Genomic DNA, 19,794 nt, shown 5'->3' on the forward strand with positions numbered 1-19,794 from the left:
TAGTTTTCAACACGGGCTGCGGCCCGTGTTTTCATTTGTACCCTCGTCTTTGCGCATAATCGTTCGCAGTTTTCTTGAAAGAGCACTCTATGCCTGTAAATCTTCTGGCCCCTGTGGCGGCTGACCTGCATCCCATCGCAGGTGTTCGTATTGGCGTGACCGAAGCGGGCGTCCGCAAGGCCAATCGCAAGGACCTCACGGTGTTTTTGCTGGACGAAGGGGCCAGCGTGGCTGGTGTCTTCACGCAAAACCGCTTTTGCGCAGCGCCGGTGCAAGTGAGTCGCGAGCATCTGGCCGCAGGCAAAGGCGTGCGCGCCATGGTCATCAACACTGGCAACGCCAACGCCGGCACGGGGGCCGATGGCTTAGCGCGTGCGCGCTCTACCTGCCAGGCCCTGGCGGGCTTGCTGAACGTGGCGCCGGAACAGGTGTTGCCTTTCTCCACCGGTGTGATCATGGAATCCCTGCCCACGGACCGCATCGAAGCCGGTCTGCCCGCCGCGTTGGCTGACGCGCAGGCTGACCACTGGGCGCGTGCGGCCGAAGGCATCATGACCACGGACACCCTGCCCAAGGCGTTCAGCGCCCAGGCCCGGGTCGGAGGTGCCACCGTGTCCATCACGGGCATCAGCAAGGGTGCAGGCATGATCCGCCCCAACATGGCGACCATGCTCGGTTTTTTGGCCACCGATGCCTGTGTGGATGCATCGGTTGTGCAGCAACTGGCACGCCATCTGGCAGACCGGTCGTTCAACCGCGTGACGATCGATGGCGACACCTCGACCAACGATTCTTTCGTGGTGGTCGCGACCAACAAGGCAGCCCACGCCCCCATCACTTCGCTGGACAGCGCCGAAGGGCAGGTGCTGCTGGCGGCCATGCTGGATGTGGCGCAAAAGCTGGCCCAGGCCATCGTGCGCGACGGCGAGGGGGCGACCAAGTTCATCACTGTGCGCGTGGAAGGCGGCAAGACTGGTGAAGAGTGCCGCCAGGTGGCCTATGCCATCGCCCACTCGCCCCTGGTGAAGACAGCCTTCTACGCCAGCGACCCAAACCTGGGTCGCATTCTGGCGGCGGTGGGCTATGCCGGCATTGCTGACCTGGACCAGACCCGGATTGATCTGTACCTGGACGACGTGCATGTGGCCGTGAGCGGTGGGCGCAATCCTGCCTACCGCGAGGAGGATGGCCAGCGTGTGATGAAGCAAAGCGAGATCACCGTGCGCGTGGTACTGGGCCGTGGTGATGCATCGGACACCGTGTGGACCTGCGACTTCAGCCACGACTACGTGACGATCAACGCCGACTACCGGTCTTGATTTGCTATTGAATTTATAGCTGCTTGCGCTTGATGGTAAAGCGCTGGATGCCAAAATGAATGAAAAATTTGAACGCTTGATGGAGCGGGCCGAGCAGCTCATCGCCCGCATCGAATCGGTGCTGCCCCAGCCCTTGGGTGCGCCCGATTGGTCGCAGTCCATCGCCTGGCGCTACCGCAAGCGCAGCAGCGGCCACGGCACGCTGGAACCTGTGCGCCATGTGGCGTCCATGCAGTTGGCTGATCTGAAAGAGATCGATGGCCAGAAGGAAAAGATCGAGCGCAACACCCTGCAGTTTGTGCAGGGCAAAACCGCCAACAATGTGCTGCTGACGGGTGCCCGTGGCACAGGCAAGTCCTCCCTCATCAAGGCCTGCCTGAATGCCTACGCGGGTCAGGGCCTGCGCCTGATTGAAGTGGACAAGGCCGATTTGACGGATCTGCCGGATATCGTCGATGTCGTCTCCGACCGTCCTGAGAAGTTCATCATCTTTTGCGATGACCTGAGCTTTGAAGATGGCGAGCCGGGCTACAAGGCACTCAAGTCCATTCTGGATGGTTCGGTGGCTGCAGCCACCCCCAACGTGCTGATCTATGCCACCAGCAACCGGCGCCACCTCTTGCCCGAGTACATGTCGGAAAACCGCACCTACACGCACACAGACGATGGTGAAGTGCACCCGGGCGAGGTGGTGGAAGAGAAGATTTCGCTGTCGGAACGCTTTGGCCTGTGGGTGAGCTTCTACCCCTTCAGCCAGGATGAGTACCTGACCATCGTGGCCCAGTGGCTTGCATCCCTTGGTGTGCCCGCATCGGCGATTGAAGCGGCACGACCCGAGGCGCTGGTGTGGGCGCTGGAGCGCGGCTCGCGCAGCGGGCGGGTGGCCTACCAGTTCGCACGCGACTACGCGGGGCGGCTATGAGGCTTGGCTGCGTTAGGGGGCTCATCCCACGTGGAGGGCTCTGCCATGGCTGAACTCCGCAAGCACACCGAGGTCGCCGTCGGCATTCTGTTGCGTGAAGATGGCGCCATGCTGCTATCCACTCGCCCACCGGGCAAGCCGTACGCTGGGTACTGGGAATTTCCGGGGGGCAAGCTGGAAGCGGGCGAGACCGTAGAGCAGGCGCTGCGCCGTGAACTGGAAGAGGAGCTGGGCATCACCATTGCCTCCGCCAGCGTCTGGAAGGTGACCGAGCACGACTACCCTCATGCCCTGGTGCGCTTGCACTGGTGCAAGGTTCGGGAGTGGAGCGGCCAGTTTGAAATGCGCGAAGGCCAGTCCATGGCTTGGCAGACGTTTCCCCTCACCGTGGAGCCCGTGTTGCCAGGAGCCTACCCTGTTCTCGATTGGCTGGAGCAGGAGCAGCTTGCTTGATTTGCTCCTGATTTTGTAGCTGCTGGCGCTTGCTAGATAAGCGCTAGCACCACATTTAATGTATCAATGCTCCAGGCGCGGGTCGCCGTACTGAGCGTCTGCCGGAGGCGCTTCTGCGGGCATGCGGAAGTCTTCACTGGCCCAGGCGCCCAAATCGATTTGCTTGCAGCGCTCACTGCAAAATGGCCGGTAGCGGTTGGCAGGGCTGTAAACGCTGTCTCCACCGCAGGTCGGGCACACCACGGTGCGGGCCGCTTCTTGGCCTGACGGTTCGTTATGGGTTTTGCTGGATGCCATGTCGGACTTCTTCAAGAGGCTTGCGCGGCGGAAAGCCTGGAATCAAGCGCACAACGTCAGTTCAAACGCCGCATCGTCGGTGCAGGCGTGCAGTCGCCCATCCGCCTCCTGCTTCATCAGGCGCACGGAGACAATCAGGCGGTTACCACTGATTTCAGGGATCAGTCCACAAGAGGGATCAATGCGCAGCCGCAGCAGTTGAAACGTGCGGCCTGCGGGCAGGTTTTGCTGGAACTGACCCCGTTCGGCCGCCACTTTTTGTGGCACGCCAGAGTCGCGCAGGAGTTTGAGCAACACATAGATCGACTCGGCCAGTGGGGCCAGCGTCGATGCCCAGCCTTGGAGTGCCTCTTGCCGATAAGCGGCGTCCTTGTGCTGCCAGGCGTAGTACGCAGGCAGATCAAACCCGCAAGTACCGCCAGGAATGCCTACGCGGCTGCGAATGCTCATCAGCCAGTCGTTTTCGGTGAGCGCATGGCCCGCCTTGCCTGATTGGCTGTTCAACGCAGCAAAACAACGGTCCAGCTGCGCAATCACCGCATCCAGAGCCGCCTCGGAAATGGATGGATTGCCACGGTAGCCGTCCAGCTGATGCTTGTGCTTTTCGATGTCCTTGAGCACATCTGATTTCAGATCGGCTCTGGCCGCCACATCCATGATTTCAAACATGGTGACCAACGCGTAATGGTGGTCCAGGGGATGGGCCCTGGGAATCAACTCTCCAAGCCGCCGGAACAATTGCTCCAGGCGGAGGTATGTCCTGAGTCGTTCGTTGAAAGGGTATTCGTAAAGGATCACGCTGGCAGGTTCCTGGGCGCAGTGGGTTGGGCCTGGCGCCGAAGGCTTGAAAACGCCAACCGGCAGGTGCTTTTATGCATTGAGGAACATCATAGCCCCAACCGGGTGGCTACTTGTTCCGCCATCTTGTGAAGATCGGCCAGCGTGCAATTATCACCATTGTGAACCACGATATCGGCCGATGCGCGCCGAATGTTGCGGGGAGATTGGGCAGCCAAAATCGCCTCGACAGTGCTCCGGTTCAGACCACTTCGGCTCATCACACGCTGAATCTGCAAAGCGGGCGGGCAATCGATCACGATCACCGCATCCAGCCGCTGCACCCAACGGCCAGACTCCACCAGCAACGGGACGTCAAACACAATGACCCGCGTTCCCGCATCTTCTGCCGCCTGTGCTTGCTGGCTGCTGTGCAAGGACACCAGCGGGTGAACGATGGCTTCCAACGCTGTGCGTGCATCAGGTGCCGAGTACGCCAACTCTCGCATCCGCCCTCGGTCAAGCGCCCCCGTATCGTCCACGAACTCAGGTCCAAAGCGCTGAACAATCGCGGCGATGGCTGCGCCCCCGGGCCCGGTGACTTGTCTGGCGATTTGATCGGAATCCACGAGGGCTGCTCCGCGCTTCTGGAGCAACGCTCCAAAAGTGGACTTGCCGCTGCCGATGCCCCCAGTAAGGCCAATTCTTGAGGCGCGCCCGCGCATTTACAGCCCAAACGTCCGCAACACCGTATCCAGCATCACCTTGGGGCTCGCGATCATTGCGGTCAGCCCAGCACCTACCAGGAACGGTCCGAAAGGAATGTAGCCCCCCTCGCGCAAGCTGCTGAAAACTTTGAGCCCAATACCGACAATCGCCCCAATCACGGAGGACATCAGGATGATCGGGACCAAGGCCTCCCAGCCAAACCAGGCGCCCAAAGCGGCAAACAGTTTGAAGTCGCCGTACCCCATCCCCTCCTTGCCCGTGGCCAACTTGAAGCCCCAATAGACAAGCCACAAGGACAGGTAGCCAGCCGCAGCCCCCATCACGGACGAGAACAACGGCACCTGAATCCACTGCAACGCGGCAGCCAGCAGACCCGCCCACAAGAGTGGCAAGGTCAAATCATCAGGCAGCAACGTGGTGTCCCAATCAATGAAAGCAAGCGCAATCAAAACCGCTGAAAAACCACACCAAGCCAATCCTGTGGGGGTGGGACCCCAGCGATGCACGCAAAAAAAGAAAAGTGCCCCGGTCAAAAGTTCCACCAGCGGATACCGCGCACTGATCCGCGTCGCGCAACCTGAACACTTACCGCGCAGAAACAGGTAACTGACGACAGGGATGTTTTCGTACCAAGCAACCTGGTGCCCGCATGCCGGACACGCTGACCGAGGAACCATGAGATTGAAGGACGCTTCCGCGGGGGGCGGCTCTTCTGTTCTTGATGGGCTGTTCTCTTTTTCTGCCTGATAAGCGGTAATTTCCGCCGCCCATTGACGTTCCATCATCTTGGGCAATCGGTAAATCACCACATTCAAAAAACTACCAACGAGCAATCCCAGCAAACCTGCCAACCCAGCGGCTGGCAACACAGCGAAATCCATTAAACCACCTGACCCAATTTGAAAATGGGGAGGTACATGGAGACTACGATTCCGCCAATCAAAGAGCCGAGAAAAACAATAATGATGGGTTCCATCAGACTGGAGAGGCCTGCAACCATCTCGTCAACTTCCGCTTCGTAAAAATCAGCAGCCTTCCCCAGCATGTGATCAATGGATCCGGACTCTTCACCGATAGCACACATTTGAATGACCATCGACGGAAATATCTTCGCGTTGTCCATAGCTACGGTGAGGCTGGTGCCTGTAGATACTTCCTGCTGAATTTTTTCTGTCGCTGTTGCATAGACAGAGTTGCCTGATGCGCCTCCTACCGAATCTAGTGCTTCAACCAGTGGAACGCCTGCTGCAAACATGGTTGCCAATGTACGTGTCCATCGTGCAACACAAGATTTATCGATCAGTGCCCCAAAAATGGGCATTTTTAATAAAAATCGATCCATGAATTTCTGCATCTTTTCATTTCTTTTCCATGCTTGAAAGAAAAAATAAAATCCGCCGCCAATTATTGAAAAAATGAGCCACCACCATTTCACGAAAACTTCGCTGATTCCCATCACGAAAAGTGTTGGTGCGGGTAGGTCGGCTCCAAAAGAGGTAAATACCTCTTTGAATGCTGGAATAACAAATATCATAATCACTGTTACAACTACAAAAGCAACAATGATGACGGAGGCTGGGTACATTAGAGCCGATTTGATTTTAGACTTAATCGCCTCCGTTTTTTCCATGTAGGTGGCTAGGCGATCAAGTAATGCTTCTAAAATACCTGCTGCCTCTCCTGCCTCTACTAGATTGCAGTAGAGACTATCAAAATACATGGGGTGCTTGCGAAACGCTGCGTTCAAAGATGTTCCCGTTTCAACATCCGAGCGAATGTCATTAAGAAGCTTTGTAACGCTTGCGTTTGTATTGCCTCGGCCAACGATGTCAAAAGACTGAAGCAATGGAACTCCAGCTTTCATCATTGTTGCCAGTTGTCGAGTAAAAAGCGCTATGTCTTTAGGCTTGATCTTTTTCCCCGAGCGGGTGCGTCGCTTCTTTATTTTTGTAGGGAAAACTCCTTGACGGCGAAGTGTCGCTTGGACTTGATTTTCGCCTACAGCCCGGATTTCTCCGCGCACCACTTTACCTGCACGATCTTTTCCCTCCCATTCAAAGACAAATTCCTTGATGTCTCTCGATGCTGCCGTGGCCATAGATTTTTCCCTGTGTGTCTGAATTTTATTATTCGTTAGTCACGGCAAGCACTTCTTCGAGGGAAGTGAGCCCAAGCCGAGCTTTGTGTAAACCGGACTCTCTCAAGGAGCGTACTCCTTCGTTCCGCGCTTGTTCTGCTATTTCGAGTGCGCTGCCATCACGCAGAATAATGCGCTGAATTTCCTCTGAAATTGGCATGACTTGGTAGATCCCCACGCGCCCTTTGTAGCCGTTGTTGCATGCGGGGCATCCGACAGCTCTGTAGGTTACCCAGGATCCGTCTAAATCTTCTTCGCGGTATCCCGCTTCCACGAGTGTCTCGTGAGGAACATCTGCTGGGGCTTTACAGGCTGGACACAGGCGTCTTGCCAAACGCTGAGCAGTGATAAGAATCACACTGGATGCAATATTGAACGGGGCGATGCCCATATTCCGCATGCGTGTCAGTGTAGTTGGGGCATCATTGGTGTGGAGTGTGGATAGCACCAAGTGACCCGTTTGTGCCGCTTTGATGGAAATATCAGCTGTCTCCAAATCTCGAATTTCCCCCACCATGATGATGTCGGGATCTTGGCGTAAAAATGATTTCAGTGCGACGGCAAACGTAAGTCCAGCCTTTTCGTTGACATTAACTTGGTTAACACCGGGTAGATTGATTTCAGAAGGATCTTCCGCGGTAGCAATATTTACACTTGGCTTGTTTAATAGATTCAGGCAGGTATACAAAGATACGGTTTTACCTGAGCCTGTGGGTCCCGTGACAAGAATCATGCCATATGGTCGACCAATCGCGTGTAATAGTCGCTCTTTCTCTTTGGGTTCATACCCCAAAGCATCAATGCCAAGCTTTGCACTGCTGGGGTCAAGAATACGAATTACAATTTTTTCGCCAAACAAAGTAGGCAGCGTACTCACCCGAAAGTCAATAACCCGATCTGGGCCTACCTTGAGCTTCATTCGTCCATCTTGAGGGACTCGCTTTTCTGAAATATCCATTCTGGATATGACCTTGATGCGTGAAGCTAGCTTGTCTTTAATTGCGATAGGAGGGGATGAAATTTCTTTCAGCTCACCGTCAATACGAAAACGCACTCGGTATTGATGCTCGTAAGGTTCAAAATGCAAATCAGATGCCCGCATATTAAAAGCATCCAAAAGCATCTTATGAAGAAACTTAACAACGGGGGCATCTTCAACCTCGTTGGCTCCTGAATCTATAACCTCGGGAGTTTCTTCGGCAACTGATTCATCAAATTCAAAATCGCCACTGGTCAGGCTTTCCATGGACTCGGAGGCGGACTTGGTTGTGGCCTCCACTAGGCGATTCAGTTTGTCATATTCTGCGATAATCCAATCCACGCCCATCTGGGTGGTGAACTTGATTTTTTCTGCCGCCTCTTGGTCTGTTGGGTCCGCCGTCGCAACAATCAAGCGGTTGCTACGTTTGCTTAGTACTACGACTTTGTAGGCTTGGCAAATCTTGGCGTCCAATAAATCTTTCGGTAATCGCAGAGGGTCAATGGCTTCCAAATCCAGTAGTGGAGCTCCAAAAACTGCAGATACCGTATGTGCCAAGTCGGCTGCCGACACCACCCCCGACCCCGTCAGTTCGGCAATAAAGCTTGTCCGACTAATTTGTGACTTTTGGTAAATTTCCTCGGCTGCTTTCTGCGTAAGCTTGCCCGCAGACATTAAGGCCCTTCCTAGGCCGGGAAGAGCGATTGCAGAAGCGTCTTTGGGGGCAATATCAGCGGTAGCCATTTAGCCGTTAGTACGTTATGGGACAGCGGGGCATCCTATCATCGCCCATCCCCTCTGCGCTGTACAGCCCGTAAGGAGGGTGGCACGGTCGCAACGTTGGTCTACATCACTTGTCGATTGACCCGATGTCTCGTGTTCTGCGAGTGATAGTTCGGCATATTCTGCGCATGCAAATTCAAGTGCTACGCCAGTAATTCAAACGTCTGACGGGTTGTTTCGTTGCTGACAACTTCGACTTGGTACTGCAATCCATGCGCAGTTAAGGTTGTGTCTAAGGATCTGGCGGGGATCTTCCCCAACTCTTCATCGATCTGGTGCTGTGTCCCAAATTTTGCCAAGGAATCTTGCTGAAATATCTCTGTCAGATTGCAAAGATGGTTGTTCGCGCACCATGTTCCGCCTTGAGCTCAGTCCGTTTGTTGAATGCTCCGAATTGACGGAGATGCTTGCTTCGGTGTGTGGATGCTTGCCTGCCGTGGCATCTGGCTTTGAGCGATTGCTGGTTTATCGCGCTCAATCTGCAGCTGCATTTGTGCAATTTGCGCGCACGGGTTCCATCTGTAATGCGTCAAGTTCTCATCGATTGCGCAAGGCACGGCCTCGCGGCAATTCGTTTCAAGTCTTTAAACTCGCACAACCGTGGAAGTCAGCCTCAGTCTAAAGTTTCTTTGACGTGTTGGCTTATGCGTGTGTGACTAGACTTGCGTAGCGCTAAGTTCGCCTGTCTGTCAGCTGATTGGCGAGCACTCGCATTGCGGCAGCAAATTCGGTCGCCGGAAGTAGCCTAATGGCGTCTATCGCGCGGTTTGCTTCTTGGGTTGCAGCAGACCTTGCAATCTCAAGCGCGCCTGTTTGCTGGACGATTTCGATGATTTTTGCCAGTTCCTCTGTGGAGCCCTGTTCAATCGCGCTGCGAATCACGGCCGCTTGCTGAGGGGTGCCGCGCTCCATGGCTGCAATCAAAGGCAAGGTGGCTTTCCCCTCTCGCAGATCATCGCCCAAATTCTTGCCCATTTCGACTGCATTCCCAGCGTAATCGAGAACATCGTCAATGATCTGGAATGCGGTGCCCAGTGCTTGCCCATAGGTGGCACATGCTTCCTCGATGGCTGGTGGTGAGTTTGCCAGTACGGCTCCCAGTCGGGCGCTGGCTTCGAAGAGCTTTGCGGTTTTGGAACGAATCACCTTGAGGTAATCCGCTTCGCTCAAGGAGGCGTCGTGCATGTTCATCAATTGCAGGACTTCGCCCTCGGCGATGATGTTGGTGGCCTCTGAAAGGATTTCCATCACCCTCATGCTGCCTGTCTCAACCATCATTTGGAAGGAACGGGTGTGGAGAAAATCCCCAACCAGAACACTGGCTGGATTGCCGAACGTTTCGTTGGCTGTGGCTCTTCCTCTGCGCAGCGTGGAAGCATCTACCACGTCATCATGCAGCAGGGTTGCGGTGTGAATGAGCTCGACCACAGCTGCCAAGGTGTGGCGATGTGAGCCTTGGTAGTTCAATGCTCCGCACACCATGAGTAAAAGGGCTGGGCGCAGTCGTTTGCCGCCGGCCGCAATGATGTATTGGGCGACCTGGCCTACCAGCGGGACTGTGGATGTCAGGCGTTGCCCGATGACGATATCAACTTCACGCATGTCCTCTGCGATTAGCGAGAGGGGTGAGGAGGCTGTGGAGGAGAGGTGATCAGTCAAGATAGCGGCTACCAAAGTTCCCCGGATTATAGGAATGAAGCGTTGGGCAGGAGTGCCTCCTCGGAGCCGGGCTAGCCTTTTTGGGGGTGCTGTGGCATAATCTGCGGCTCTGCAAAAATTGGTTTGCGGAACTCAATTCAAGAGGTTCACATGTACGCGGTCATAAAAACCGGCGGCAAGCAGTATCGCGTTGCTTCCGGCGAAAAAATTAAAGTAGAACAGATTGCTGCGGACGTAGGCCAGGAAATTGTGATCGATCAAGTGTTGGCAGTCGGTAACGGCGCTGAACTCAAGATCGGTACGCCCCTGGTGTCCGGCGCAACCGTGAAAGCCACCGTCGTGGCACACGGCAAGCACGACAAAGTGCACATCTTCAAGATGCGCCGTCGCAAGCACTATCAGAAACGCCAAGGCCATCGCCAGCAGTTCACTGAGCTGCAAATCGGTGCGATTGCTGCCTAATAAGGAGTCGATGTCATGGCACAGAAAAAAGGCGGCGGCTCTACGCGAAACGGTCGTGATTCCAAGCCAAAGATGCTGGGTGTCAAGGCCTTCGGCGGTGAATTGATCAGCGCTGGTTCCATCATCGTGCGTCAGCGCGGTACACGCTTCCACCCCGGCAACAACGTCGGCGTGGGCAAGGATCACACCCTGTTTGCTTTGGTTGACGGCCACGTGTCGTTCGGCACCAAGGGCGCACTGTCCAAGCACACTGTCAATGTGACTCCAGCCTGAGGTTTGCCTCTGGTTGAATCCAAAGCCCCGCATTGCCGGGGCTTTGTCGTTTATGTTCTGCGGTTGCTGGTTCTGGCAATATGTGGATTTTTCGGCCAGAGCAGGCCGTTAGTGGTCTGAAGTGCTGAGCATTTCTGACTCCGGGTGAGCGCAGGTGGGGTTCGTTGGTGGAGTGAATTTCAAGTCACTCCAGATGCCGATGAGAAATCACCGCCTGCCTTTCGCGCCTCTTTTGTAAATTGGATACCCCATGAAGTTCGTCGACGAAGCCTATATTGACATTGCCGCAGGTGATGGCGGCAATGGCTGCGTGTCTTTTCGCCACGAAAAATACAAGGAATTCGGTGGGCCCAATGGTGGGGATGGCGGGCGTGGGGGGCATGTGTTTGCCGTGGCAGACCCGAATCTAAACACTTTGGTGGATTTTCGATACTCCCGTCGCCATGAGGCCAAGCGCGGTGAGCACGGAATGGGCTCCGATATGTTTGGTGCCGCTGGCGAAGACATCACGCTGAAAATGCCGGTGGGGACCATCATTTCTGATGCTGAGACGGGCGAGGTGCTGTATGAGCTGCTCACCCCCGGAGAGGTCATCACCATTGCCAAAGGAGGCGATGGGGGCTTCGGCAACTTGCGCTTCAAGAGCGCTATCAACCGTGCCCCGCGTCAAAAAACGCCAGGCTGGCCGGGTGAGCGCAAGAACCTCAAGCTGGAACTCAAGGTGCTGGCTGACGTCGGCCTGCTGGGCATGCCCAATGCGGGCAAGTCGACGTTCATCACGGCGGTGTCCAATGCTCGCCCCAAGATTGCTGACTACCCCTTCACCACACTGCACCCCAATTTGGGCGTCGTGCGGGTGGGGCCGGAGCAGAGCTTTGTGGTGGCGGATATCCCTGGCTTGATTGAAGGCGCCTCCGAAGGCGCGGGCCTGGGTCACCAGTTTCTGCGCCATTTGCAGAGAACGCGCCTGTTACTGCACATCGTGGATATGGCCCCGTTTGACGACGCCATTGATCCTGTGGCGCAGGCCAAAGCCATTGTGGGCGAGCTCAAAAAATACGACACCCAACTGTATGAAAAGCCCCGCTGGCTGGTGTTGAACAAGCTCGACATGGTGCCCGTAGAGGAGCGCGAAGCTCGGGTCAAGGATTTCGTGAAGCGCTTCAAATGGAAGGGGCCGGTGTTTGAAATTTCAGCGCTGACCCGTGAGGGCTGCGAGGCACTGATCCATGCCATCTACCGTCATGTACAAAGCGAGCAAAGGGTGGAAAACGCCCCTGTGGAAGTGGATCCACGCTTTGTTGGTGACACGCCTCTTTAATTGCTATAAAAATAGTAGCTGCTGGCGCTTGCTGCATAAGCGTCTACTCATAAAAAGACCCTTAACATGGTTTCTAGCGTATTGCGAGATGCCCGCCGCATCGTGGTCAAGGTGGGTTCCAGTCTGGTGACAAACGAAGGGCGCGGCCTGGACGAGGCCGCCATTGGTGAATGGAGCCGCCAGTTGGCTGCGTTGGTGCGAGGGGATGGAGGCGTGCCGCGCGAAGTGGTCATGGTCTCCAGTGGGGCGATTGCCGAGGGTATGAAGCGGCTGGGTTGGGCGACTCGCCCGCAAGAGATTCACGAACTGCAAGCGGCTGCTGCGGTGGGCCAAATGGGTTTGGCCCAGATGTATGAAACCAAGTTGCGGGAGCAAGGCATGGGCAGCGCCCAGGTGCTCCTCACCCATGCCGACTTGGCTGATCGTGAGCGCTATCTGAATGCGCGTTCCACCCTGCTGACGCTGCTGCGTCTGGGGGTGGTTCCCGTGATCAATGAGAACGACACGGTCGTGACCGACGAAATCAAGTTCGGTGACAATGACACGCTGGGTGCGTTGGTTGCCAATCTGGTCGAGGCGGATGCTCTCGTGATCCTGACCGACCAGAAGGGCCTGTACACCGCAGATCCGCGTCGTGATCCGGCTGCGCAGTTTGTGCACAAGGCCAACGCAGGCGACCCAGCGCTGGAGGCCATGGCAGGTGGGGCCGGGTCCAGCATTGGCAAGGGCGGCATGATTACCAAGATCTTGGCTGCCAAGCGTGCAGCTGGCTCCGGTGCATCCACAGTGATTGCGTGGGGGCGAGAGCCGGATGTGCTGGTGCGATTGGTGGGCGGCCAGGCACTGGGCACCTTGCTGGTTGCCCAAACGCAGAAAAAGCAGGCGCGCAAGCAATGGATGGCCGATCACCTGCAGTTGCGGGGTGCTGTGACTGTTGATGCCGGTGCTGCCGCCAAACTGAGGGAAGAGGGCAAAAGCCTGCTGCCGATCGGAATGACTGCGGTCGAAGGAGATTTCTCGCGGGGTGACGTCATTGCAGTGCGTGACGAAGCCGGAGCGGAGATTGCCCGTGGGTTGGCCAACTATGCTGCCGCAGAGGCGCGCTTGCTATGTCGCAAGCCTTCGTCTGAGTTTGAAAAGCTGCTCGGTTACACGGCTGAAACCGAGATGGTTCACAGGGACAACTTGGTGTTGTCGGTTGCTTAAAAGCAGCCAACGAAGCTCCGGGGAACCGTTGTCTCGCCTGATGGTTTCTGCGCTGGTTGGTACTGAGCGCTGGGTGAGGGTCGTTTCTCTGAGTTTTTAGCCGATCCAAATCATTCCCATGAAAAAAAGCCGATGCCGGAGTTTGCTCTGGCATCGGCTTTTTCATGATTGCGTTCCAGCGGGTTGCCGCTTCGCTAAGTGCTTCCTGCTTCTGGCTTGCTGGCTGAGTGGGTTGCTTCCACCGGCAGACTGTTTTGGGGGTCTGGATCGAAGCTCGCCCCAGGGGGGAGTTCCATCGCGGGGTGGAGCAGCATGGATCCGGAGCGTAGCGCGGGCGCTGCATGCGCGTTGCCATGTGCGTGTTCCCCATCGCGAGCACGCATTCCGCTGCGCAAATACCGGTTACGCTGGTCCTGCCGTGGCAAGTACCTAGCCAGCTCCGTCAATGCCATTTCATAGACGCCACGCTTGAACTCAACAACCACGTCGAGAGGCACCCAGTAGTCGTTCCAACGCCAGGCGTCGAACTCCGGGTGGTTGGTGGCGCGCAGGTTCAAGTCCCAGTCGTGACCGACCAGTTGCAGCAGATACCAGATTTGTTTCTGGCCTTTGTAGTGACCGCGTGCATCGCGGCGGATATACCGGTCAGGCACCTCATAGCGCAACCAATCCCTTGTGCGGGCGACCAAGCGGACGTGGTTGGGCAATAATCCTACCTCTTCGTGCAATTCCCGGAACATGGCCTGTTCGGGGGTCTCGCCCCGGTCAATGCCGCCCTGCGGAAATTGCCAACTGTGGGTGCGGATCCGCTTGCCCCAGAACACTTGGTTCTTTTGGTTGAGCAGGATGATGCCGACGTTCGGCCGAAAGCCGTCCCGGTCAAGCATAATCGAACCCCAGATTTTTAAACTGCGTCCATTATGCACGGTGCCATGCGCCCGGCAAGAGGACCAGTCTGAATAGACTGAATTCGCCCCGATGAAAGCCTCTCAATTCTTTATCTCCACCCTCAAGGAAGCTCCGGCCGACGCCGAAGTGGTCAGTCACAAACTCATGATGCGTGCGGGGCTGATCAAGAAGCTGGGCGCGGGCATCTATAACTACATGCCCATGGGGTTGCGGGTCATCCGCAAGGTGGAAGCCATCGTGCGCGAGGAAATGAACCGGGCCGGGGCCGTGGAGTGCACCATGCCGGTGATCCAGCCCGCCGAGTTGTGGCAGGAAACCGGGCGCTTTGAAAAGATGGGGCCTGAGTTGCTGCGCATCAGCGACCGCCATGGCCGCGACTTCGTGGTGCAACCCACCAGCGAAGAAGTGGTGACAGACATTGCACGGCAAGAACTGCGCAGCTACAAACAGCTGCCCAAGAACTTCTACCAGATCCAGACCAAGTTCCGCGACGAGCGCCGCCCACGCTTTGGCTTGATGCGTGGTCGCGAGTTCATCATGAAGGACGCGTACTCGTTCGACCGCGACCAGACTTCAGCCAAGGCCAGCTACCAGGTGATGGCTGCCGCATACCGCCGTATTTTTGACCGGTTTGGCTTGACCTATCGCGCGGTGGCCGCAGACAGCGGCGCCATTGGTGGGGACCTGAGCGAAGAGTTCCAGGTGATTGCCGCCACAGGCGAGGACGCCATCGTCTACTGCCCTGGCAGCGACTACGCCGCCAACATGGAAAAAGCCGAAGCCCTCGCGCCCCAGGGCCCACGTGCTTCCCCCAGTCAGGCGATGACCAAAACGGCAACGCCCGGCAAGAGCACCTGTGTCGATGTGGCGGAGCTGCTGGGCCTGCCCCTGAGCCGCACCGTCAAATCCCTGGTGCTGGCCACCGACACCACCAATGAGCACGGCGAAATTGTGAAGACGCAGGTCTGGCTGTTGTTGCTGCGCGGCGACCATGACATGAACGAAATCAAGGTCAACAAAGTCGCCGGGCTGGAAAACTTCCGTTTCGCGACCGTGGCGGAGATTGAAGACCACTTTGGTTGCAAGCCAGGGTACCTGGGGCCCATCGGGTTGCAGAAGCCCGTGAAGATCGTGGTCGACCGCGAGGTCGCGGTGATGTCCGACTGGGTGTGCGGTGCCAACGAGGCGGACTTCCACATCACCGGCGTGAACTGGGGCCGTGATTTGCCTGAGCCGGACGCAGTGGCAGACCTGCGCAATGTGGTGGCAGGTGATCCATCGCCCGATGGCAAGGGCGTTCTGGCGATTGAGCGCGGCATCGAAGTGGGCCATGTGTTCTATCTGGGCACCAAGTACAGCCGCGCGATGAACGCGACCTTCCTGGACGAGAACGGCAAACCGCAACCCTTTGAAATGGGCTGCTACGGTATTGGTATTACCCGCCTGCCCGCCGCTGCCATTGAGCAAAATCATGATGAGCGCGGCATCATCTGGCCCGACGCCATCGCTCCGTTCACCGTGGTGATTTGCCCCATTGGCATGGACCGCAGCGAAGAAGTGAAACAGGCGGCCGAGAAGCTCTATGCAGAAATGCTGGCGCAGGGCGTGGATGTTTTGCTGGACGACCGCGGCGAGCGCCCCGGTGCCATGTTTGCCGACTGGGAGTTGATCGGTGTACCCCACCGTGTCACGATTGGCGACAAGAGCCTCAAGGAAGGTGTGGTCGAGTACCAGCACCGCCGCGATGCAGCGGCGACCAAGGTGGCGGTGAGCGATGTTGCGGCCCATGTGAAAGGCCGCATGGCGGTATGACGCAGGAGGTGGACAGCGTGCGAGGGGATAGCGGTTTGGAGCGCGGCGTGCGGGGTATTTCGCGCCGTGCGTGCTTGATTGCGGCTGCAGCGCCCGCCGGTTGGCTGGCTGTGCCTGGCCAGGCCCATGCGGGCGGCCAGCTGGAAGAGCCGTTGATGGACTCGGTGCGTACTGCCCTGAGTTCTGCGATCGCCAACCAGGCACCACCCGAGCCCGTGTTCTTCTCTACCGAGTCTCGCCTGAGCTACCTGCGCTGGCTGGGCACGATGAGCGACCGGCTGCGCAACCGCAAGCCCGATTGGGAAGTGCGCCGCGATTTTCTGCAGACGGTCTGGTACGAGTCCAAGCGTGCAGGGCTGGACGTGTCCCTCGTGATGGGGCTGATCCACGTCGAAAGTGCGTTCCGCAAGTTTGCGGTGTCCAGCGTGGGTGCGCGGGGCTACATGCAGGTCATGCCCTTCTGGACCCGTGTGATTGGCGATGGGGACCCGGGAAAGCTCTTCCACATGCAGACCAATTTGCGCTTTGGCTGCGTGATCCTGCGCCACTACATCGACCGCGAGCAGGGCGACCTGTTCATGGCCCTGGGCCGCTACAACGGCAGCCGGGGCAAGCCGCCGTACCCCAACGCGGTGTTTGCCGCCCAGCGCAACTGGGCGTTTGAAGCCAAAACGAATCTGGGCTGAGGTGCACCGAGGCTGAGGGGGCATGGGGCATAAACCCCGCTGCTCCCTCAGTAATGCCCATCCATCTTGCTAGCCCACGCCTTATGACGCGGCCGGGCTGTCTGCGGAAGGCAGCCGTGACACCATGACCTGGTCGATGCGGTAGCTGTCCACGTCCAGCACCTCGAACTTGAATCCCTTCCAGCTCACGCTGTCCGTCCGGCGGGGCACGCGGCGCAGCATCACCATCAGGAAGCCCGCCAGCGTCTCGTACTCGCCCGCGTGCGGCAGTTCGTCCAGGTCCAGTACGCGCACCACGTCGCTGACGGGGGTGACGCCATCGATCAGCCACGAGTTCTCGTCGCGCTGCACGATCTGCTCTTCATCCGAAGGGCCACCGACCAGGTCGCCCATCACCGTGCTCATCACGTCGTTCAGTGTGACCACGCCCACCACCAGGCTGTACTCATTGACGATGACGGCGAAGTCCTCATGCACCTGCCGGAACTGCTCCAGCACTTCCGACAGCGTGAGTTTGTCCGGCACGATGAGCACCTTGCGCACCAGGCTGTCGTCGGCCAGCGAGATGGGTTGGTTGTTCAGCACGCGCTGGAACAGGTCTTTTGCGTCCACGTAGCCCACTACGTGGTCGATGTCGCCCTCGCACACGGGGTAGGTCGAAAAAGGCTCGGCGGCAATACGCAGCCGGATGACGGAGTCGGGTTCGTCCCGCAGAAAGAACGCTACCCGGTCGCGGGGTGACATGGCGCTGGAGACAGTGCGGGTGTCCAGCTCAAACACATTGGTGATCACCTGCTGCTCGCGCGCGGCCAGCACGCCCGCGCGGGCGCCGGCTTCCATCATGGCCAGGATGTCGTCTGACGTAATGCGATCGTCGCGCAGCGACGACAGGCCTAGCAGCCGAAACAAAGCATCGGCCCCCCGGCTGTAGAACCACACCAGAGGGCGCAGCAGCGCCATGAACCAGGCCATGGGCCGCGCCAGGCGCACGGCCAGCCGTTCAGGTTCGGCCATGCCCAGGCGTTTGGGGAACAGGTCAGCAAAAAGAATGAACAGGGATGTGATGATCAGGAACGACGCAATGAACCCGGCGGTGTTTGCAGACGCGTCGCTCATCCAGACGCTGAAGAAACTGCTGAAGTGGGGGCTCAGGGCGCCTTCGCCCACGATACCGCCCAGGATGGCGACGGCGTTTTGCCCGACTTGCACCACGGTGAAGTAGTCACCGGGCTGTTCTTGAATGCGCAGCACCAGGTCGGCGCGCGGGTCTCCTTCGTCGGCCATCTGGCGCAGGCGCAAGCGCCTGGCTGCGGCCAGCGAGATTTCTGCCATGGAGAAAAAGGCACTCGCTGCAATCAGCAGCGCAATCACTAAAAGGCTTTGGGTCATGGAGGGTGACAGAGCGTGGCGCTATGGCACAACGGTCCATGAAGTGTATCTGTCCGTACAGCCCCGCCTCAAGGCAGGGCTGTACCGTTCAGTGGCGCAGGGTCTGCCCGTAACGGCTCACTGCACAAAGCCAATGCGCCCGCGCGTGTTGGCGGCTTTGGGCAGGTCCGCAATCTCCACGGTCGAGCGGCGATCCAGCCGCGCATTGCCAAAGCCCGTCATCAGCGCCCGGCGCATCTCGCGCGGTGGCATATGGGCCAGGTGCTCCAGCACATCGTCCTGCGGCTCCGGGTCCAGCAGGCGGCCCCAGTCGTGGCTGTTGCGAATGTCCTGGTACAGGTTCAGTGCAATGGTGCGTGCCTGCTCCAGCGTGGGCGCCTCCACCTCAAACACATTCATGCGGTTGAGGATGGGGTCAGGGATGCCGCGTGCATCGTTGGCCGTGGTGATCCAGATGACCTGGCTGGCATCAATCGCCACCTCGGCAAACTCGTCGGTAAAGCTCTGTGCGGTGTCGTGCTCCAGCAGGCTGTACAGGGCACCCAGCGGGTCGTACTGTGCGTCGCCACTGGCCTTGTCGATTTCGTCCACCACGATGACGGGGTTGGCATACTCGCCCTCCACCAGGGCCTCGAACACCTTGCCAGGGCGTGCGCCTTTCCATTGTGCAGACGACCCCGACAGCAACCAGCCAGCGGTCATGGAGCTCATCGGCAGCAGGTTCATGCCCGTGCCCAGCAACTCGGCCAGGTGGCGGGCAAAGTGGGTCTTGCCGATGCCGGGTGGGCCCAGCAGCAGCATGGGGGTCACCTCCAGCCCATCGCTGCTGTCTTGCGCCAGGGCTACGTGGCGTTTCACATCGTCCAGCACGTCGGTGAAGTTGGGCAGCAGCTCGTACAGGCCGCTCATGTCGGGCACCCCTGATGGTTTGACCTGGAAGCGTTCAGGCCCTCGTTCCAGCATGCGTTCGTACACGGCACGCAGGTTTTCGTATTCGCGTTGGCTGCCTGCGTCCTGCAGGCGGGCTAGTTTGCGTTCCACATCCCCAGGGTGAAACACGTTGCGCATCTGCGCCACCGGAATGCGCAGTGCGGCGCTTTGGGGAACAAGGCTATGGCTGGTCATTGCATGCTCCTGTGTGTTGGGGTCACGCTGTCATTCAAGCACACAACATGCCCAGCCTCAATGTGGGAAAAGCCCTGAAATGGTGCCGGTGTTGCAGCCATCCCAATCCCTGTGGTGGCCAAGCGGCCTGGCTTGCCACGTACCAAAGAAAAAGCCGCCCGAAGGCGGCCTGGTGCGCGGGGGGGGGGCTCAGCCTCAGGTACCCAGCACCTGCTTGAGTTCGCCGGACTCGTACATCTCCATCATGATGTCGGAGCCGCCGATGAATTCGCCCTTCACGTACAGCTGGGGGATGGTGGGCCAGTTGCTGTATTCCTTGATGCCTTGGCGGATGGCGTCGTCTTCCAGCACATTCACGGTGACCACGCTCTTGGGGTCCACGCCGCAGGCCTTCAGGATCTGGATGGCACGGCCGGAGAAGCCGCACATGGGGAAGCTGGCGCTGCCCTTCATGAACAGCAGGATGTCGCTGGATTTGACGAGGGCGTCGATACGTTGTTGGGTGTCGCTCATGGGGTACTCCTTGAAAAAGAGGCGGACAAAAAATGCTGTGAGC

At 57.9% G+C, this 19,794-nt stretch carries 20 protein-coding genes; 9 read left to right on the forward strand and 11 right to left on the reverse strand.

From position 1 onward, the window contains the following. The first annotated feature begins 89 nt into the window (after positions 1-89). Genes argJ through mutT form a run of 3 tightly spaced genes read left to right on the forward strand, consistent with a single transcriptional unit; the run spans position 90 to position 2,694 of the window. Entirely contained in the window at positions 90-1,319 is a 1,230-nt protein-coding gene (gene argJ / locus IHV84_RS13190; RefSeq protein ID WP_198847189.1) for a bifunctional glutamate N-acetyltransferase/amino-acid acetyltransferase ArgJ, read from the forward strand. 55 nt (positions 1,320-1,374) lie between these two features. Further along, on the forward strand, positions 1,375-2,241 hold the full coding sequence (locus IHV84_RS13195) for an ATP-binding protein (RefSeq protein WP_198847190.1): 867 nt from the start codon (positions 1,375-1,377) through the stop codon (positions 2,239-2,241). A 45-nt stretch (positions 2,242-2,286) separates the two neighbouring features. Next, positions 2,287-2,694: an 8-oxo-dGTP diphosphatase MutT gene (mutT, locus tag IHV84_RS13200; protein ID WP_198847191.1), complete on the forward strand. Its 408-nt coding sequence runs from the start codon at positions 2,287-2,289 to the stop codon at positions 2,692-2,694. 63 nt (positions 2,695-2,757) lie between these two features. Here mutT and IHV84_RS13205 read toward each other — a convergent pair whose 3' ends face one another. The 7 genes from IHV84_RS13205 to IHV84_RS13235 form a co-directional block, all read right to left on the reverse strand. Then, positions 2,758-2,991, reverse strand: a complete 234-nt coding sequence (locus tag IHV84_RS13205) for a DNA gyrase inhibitor YacG (RefSeq protein ID WP_198847192.1) — start codon at positions 2,989-2,991, stop codon at positions 2,758-2,760. Between the two features lie 42 nt (positions 2,992-3,033). After that, entirely contained in the window at positions 3,034-3,789 is a 756-nt protein-coding gene (gene zapD, locus IHV84_RS13210) for a cell division protein ZapD (protein WP_066697879.1), read from the reverse strand. An 89-nt stretch (positions 3,790-3,878) separates the two neighbouring features. Beyond that, entirely contained in the window at positions 3,879-4,493 is a 615-nt protein-coding gene (gene coaE / locus IHV84_RS13215; protein ID WP_142081919.1) for a dephospho-CoA kinase, read from the reverse strand. Further along, complete coding sequence (locus IHV84_RS13220) at positions 4,494-5,378, reverse strand: A24 family peptidase (protein WP_198847193.1); 885 nt, start codon at positions 5,376-5,378, stop codon at positions 4,494-4,496. Further along, positions 5,378-6,595, reverse strand: coding sequence for a type II secretion system F family protein (locus IHV84_RS13225; RefSeq protein WP_066783615.1), 1,218 nt, complete (start codon positions 6,593-6,595; stop codon positions 5,378-5,380). The genes IHV84_RS13220 and IHV84_RS13225 overlap by 1 nt, the downstream gene beginning before the upstream one ends. Before the next feature lie 28 nt (positions 6,596-6,623). Further along, positions 6,624-8,357, reverse strand: a complete 1,734-nt coding sequence (gene pilB / locus IHV84_RS13230) for a type IV-A pilus assembly ATPase PilB (protein WP_198847194.1) — start codon at positions 8,355-8,357, stop codon at positions 6,624-6,626. A 711-nt stretch (positions 8,358-9,068) separates the two neighbouring features. Continuing rightward, positions 9,069-9,998: a polyprenyl synthetase family protein gene (locus IHV84_RS13235; RefSeq protein WP_066698878.1), complete on the reverse strand. Its 930-nt coding sequence runs from the start codon at positions 9,996-9,998 to the stop codon at positions 9,069-9,071. A gap of 207 nt (positions 9,999-10,205) precedes the next feature. Between IHV84_RS13235 and rplU the strand changes: the two genes are divergently transcribed. From rplU to proB, 4 genes are all read left to right on the forward strand, one after another. Further along, on the forward strand, positions 10,206-10,517 hold the full coding sequence (rplU, locus tag IHV84_RS13240; protein WP_010462012.1) for a 50S ribosomal protein L21: 312 nt from the start codon (positions 10,206-10,208) through the stop codon (positions 10,515-10,517). A 15-nt stretch (positions 10,518-10,532) separates the two neighbouring features. Beyond that, a complete protein-coding gene (gene rpmA / locus IHV84_RS13245; protein ID WP_044400157.1) occupies positions 10,533-10,790 on the forward strand; it encodes a 50S ribosomal protein L27 in 258 nt (85 codons plus the stop codon). A 250-nt stretch (positions 10,791-11,040) separates the two neighbouring features. Next, positions 11,041-12,111, forward strand: coding sequence for an Obg family GTPase CgtA (gene cgtA, locus IHV84_RS13250; RefSeq protein ID WP_142081915.1), 1,071 nt, complete (start codon positions 11,041-11,043; stop codon positions 12,109-12,111). 66 nt (positions 12,112-12,177) lie between these two features. Beyond that, positions 12,178-13,317 carry a glutamate 5-kinase gene (proB, locus tag IHV84_RS13255; RefSeq protein WP_198847195.1) on the forward strand — a complete coding sequence of 380 codons (1,140 nt, stop codon included), beginning with the start codon at positions 12,178-12,180 and terminating at the stop codon, positions 13,315-13,317. A 194-nt stretch (positions 13,318-13,511) separates the two neighbouring features. On the opposite strand, the gene IHV84_RS13260 is transcribed toward proB, so the two are convergent. Then, the gene (locus IHV84_RS13260) at positions 13,512-14,204 is read right to left on the reverse strand and encodes an RNA pyrophosphohydrolase (RefSeq protein WP_198847196.1); all 693 of its coding nucleotides are present in this window, start codon (positions 14,202-14,204) and stop codon (positions 13,512-13,514) included. Positions 14,205-14,295: 91 nt separating this feature from the next. Here IHV84_RS13260 and IHV84_RS13265 point away from each other — a divergent pair, with 91 nt between their 5' ends. Together IHV84_RS13265 and IHV84_RS13270 are read left to right on the forward strand one after the other, a co-directional pair. Further along, positions 14,296-16,038: a proline--tRNA ligase gene (locus IHV84_RS13265; protein ID WP_066696207.1), complete on the forward strand. Its 1,743-nt coding sequence runs from the start codon at positions 14,296-14,298 to the stop codon at positions 16,036-16,038. Next, positions 16,035-16,724, forward strand: coding sequence for a lytic transglycosylase domain-containing protein (locus IHV84_RS13270; RefSeq protein WP_198847197.1), 690 nt, complete (start codon positions 16,035-16,037; stop codon positions 16,722-16,724). The genes IHV84_RS13265 and IHV84_RS13270 overlap by 4 nt, the downstream gene beginning before the upstream one ends. A gap of 81 nt (positions 16,725-16,805) precedes the next feature. Here the strand turns inward: IHV84_RS13270 and IHV84_RS13275 are convergent, their stop codons facing one another. The 3 genes from IHV84_RS13275 to grxD form a co-directional block, all read right to left on the reverse strand. Continuing rightward, the gene (locus IHV84_RS13275; RefSeq protein ID WP_198847198.1) at positions 16,806-18,113 is read right to left on the reverse strand and encodes a hemolysin family protein; all 1,308 of its coding nucleotides are present in this window, start codon (positions 18,111-18,113) and stop codon (positions 16,806-16,808) included. A gap of 117 nt (positions 18,114-18,230) precedes the next feature. Next, on the reverse strand, positions 18,231-19,238 hold the full coding sequence (locus IHV84_RS13280) for an AAA family ATPase (RefSeq protein WP_066696193.1): 1,008 nt from the start codon (positions 19,236-19,238) through the stop codon (positions 18,231-18,233). A 195-nt stretch (positions 19,239-19,433) separates the two neighbouring features. Beyond that, entirely contained in the window at positions 19,434-19,751 is a 318-nt protein-coding gene (gene grxD / locus IHV84_RS13285) for a Grx4 family monothiol glutaredoxin (protein ID WP_044400131.1), read from the reverse strand. Positions 19,752-19,794: the final 43 nt, after the last annotated feature.

Source organism: Acidovorax sp. IB03 (genome assembly GCF_016406015.1).
GTDB lineage: Bacteria > Pseudomonadota > Gammaproteobacteria > Burkholderiales > Burkholderiaceae_C > Acidovorax > Acidovorax temperans.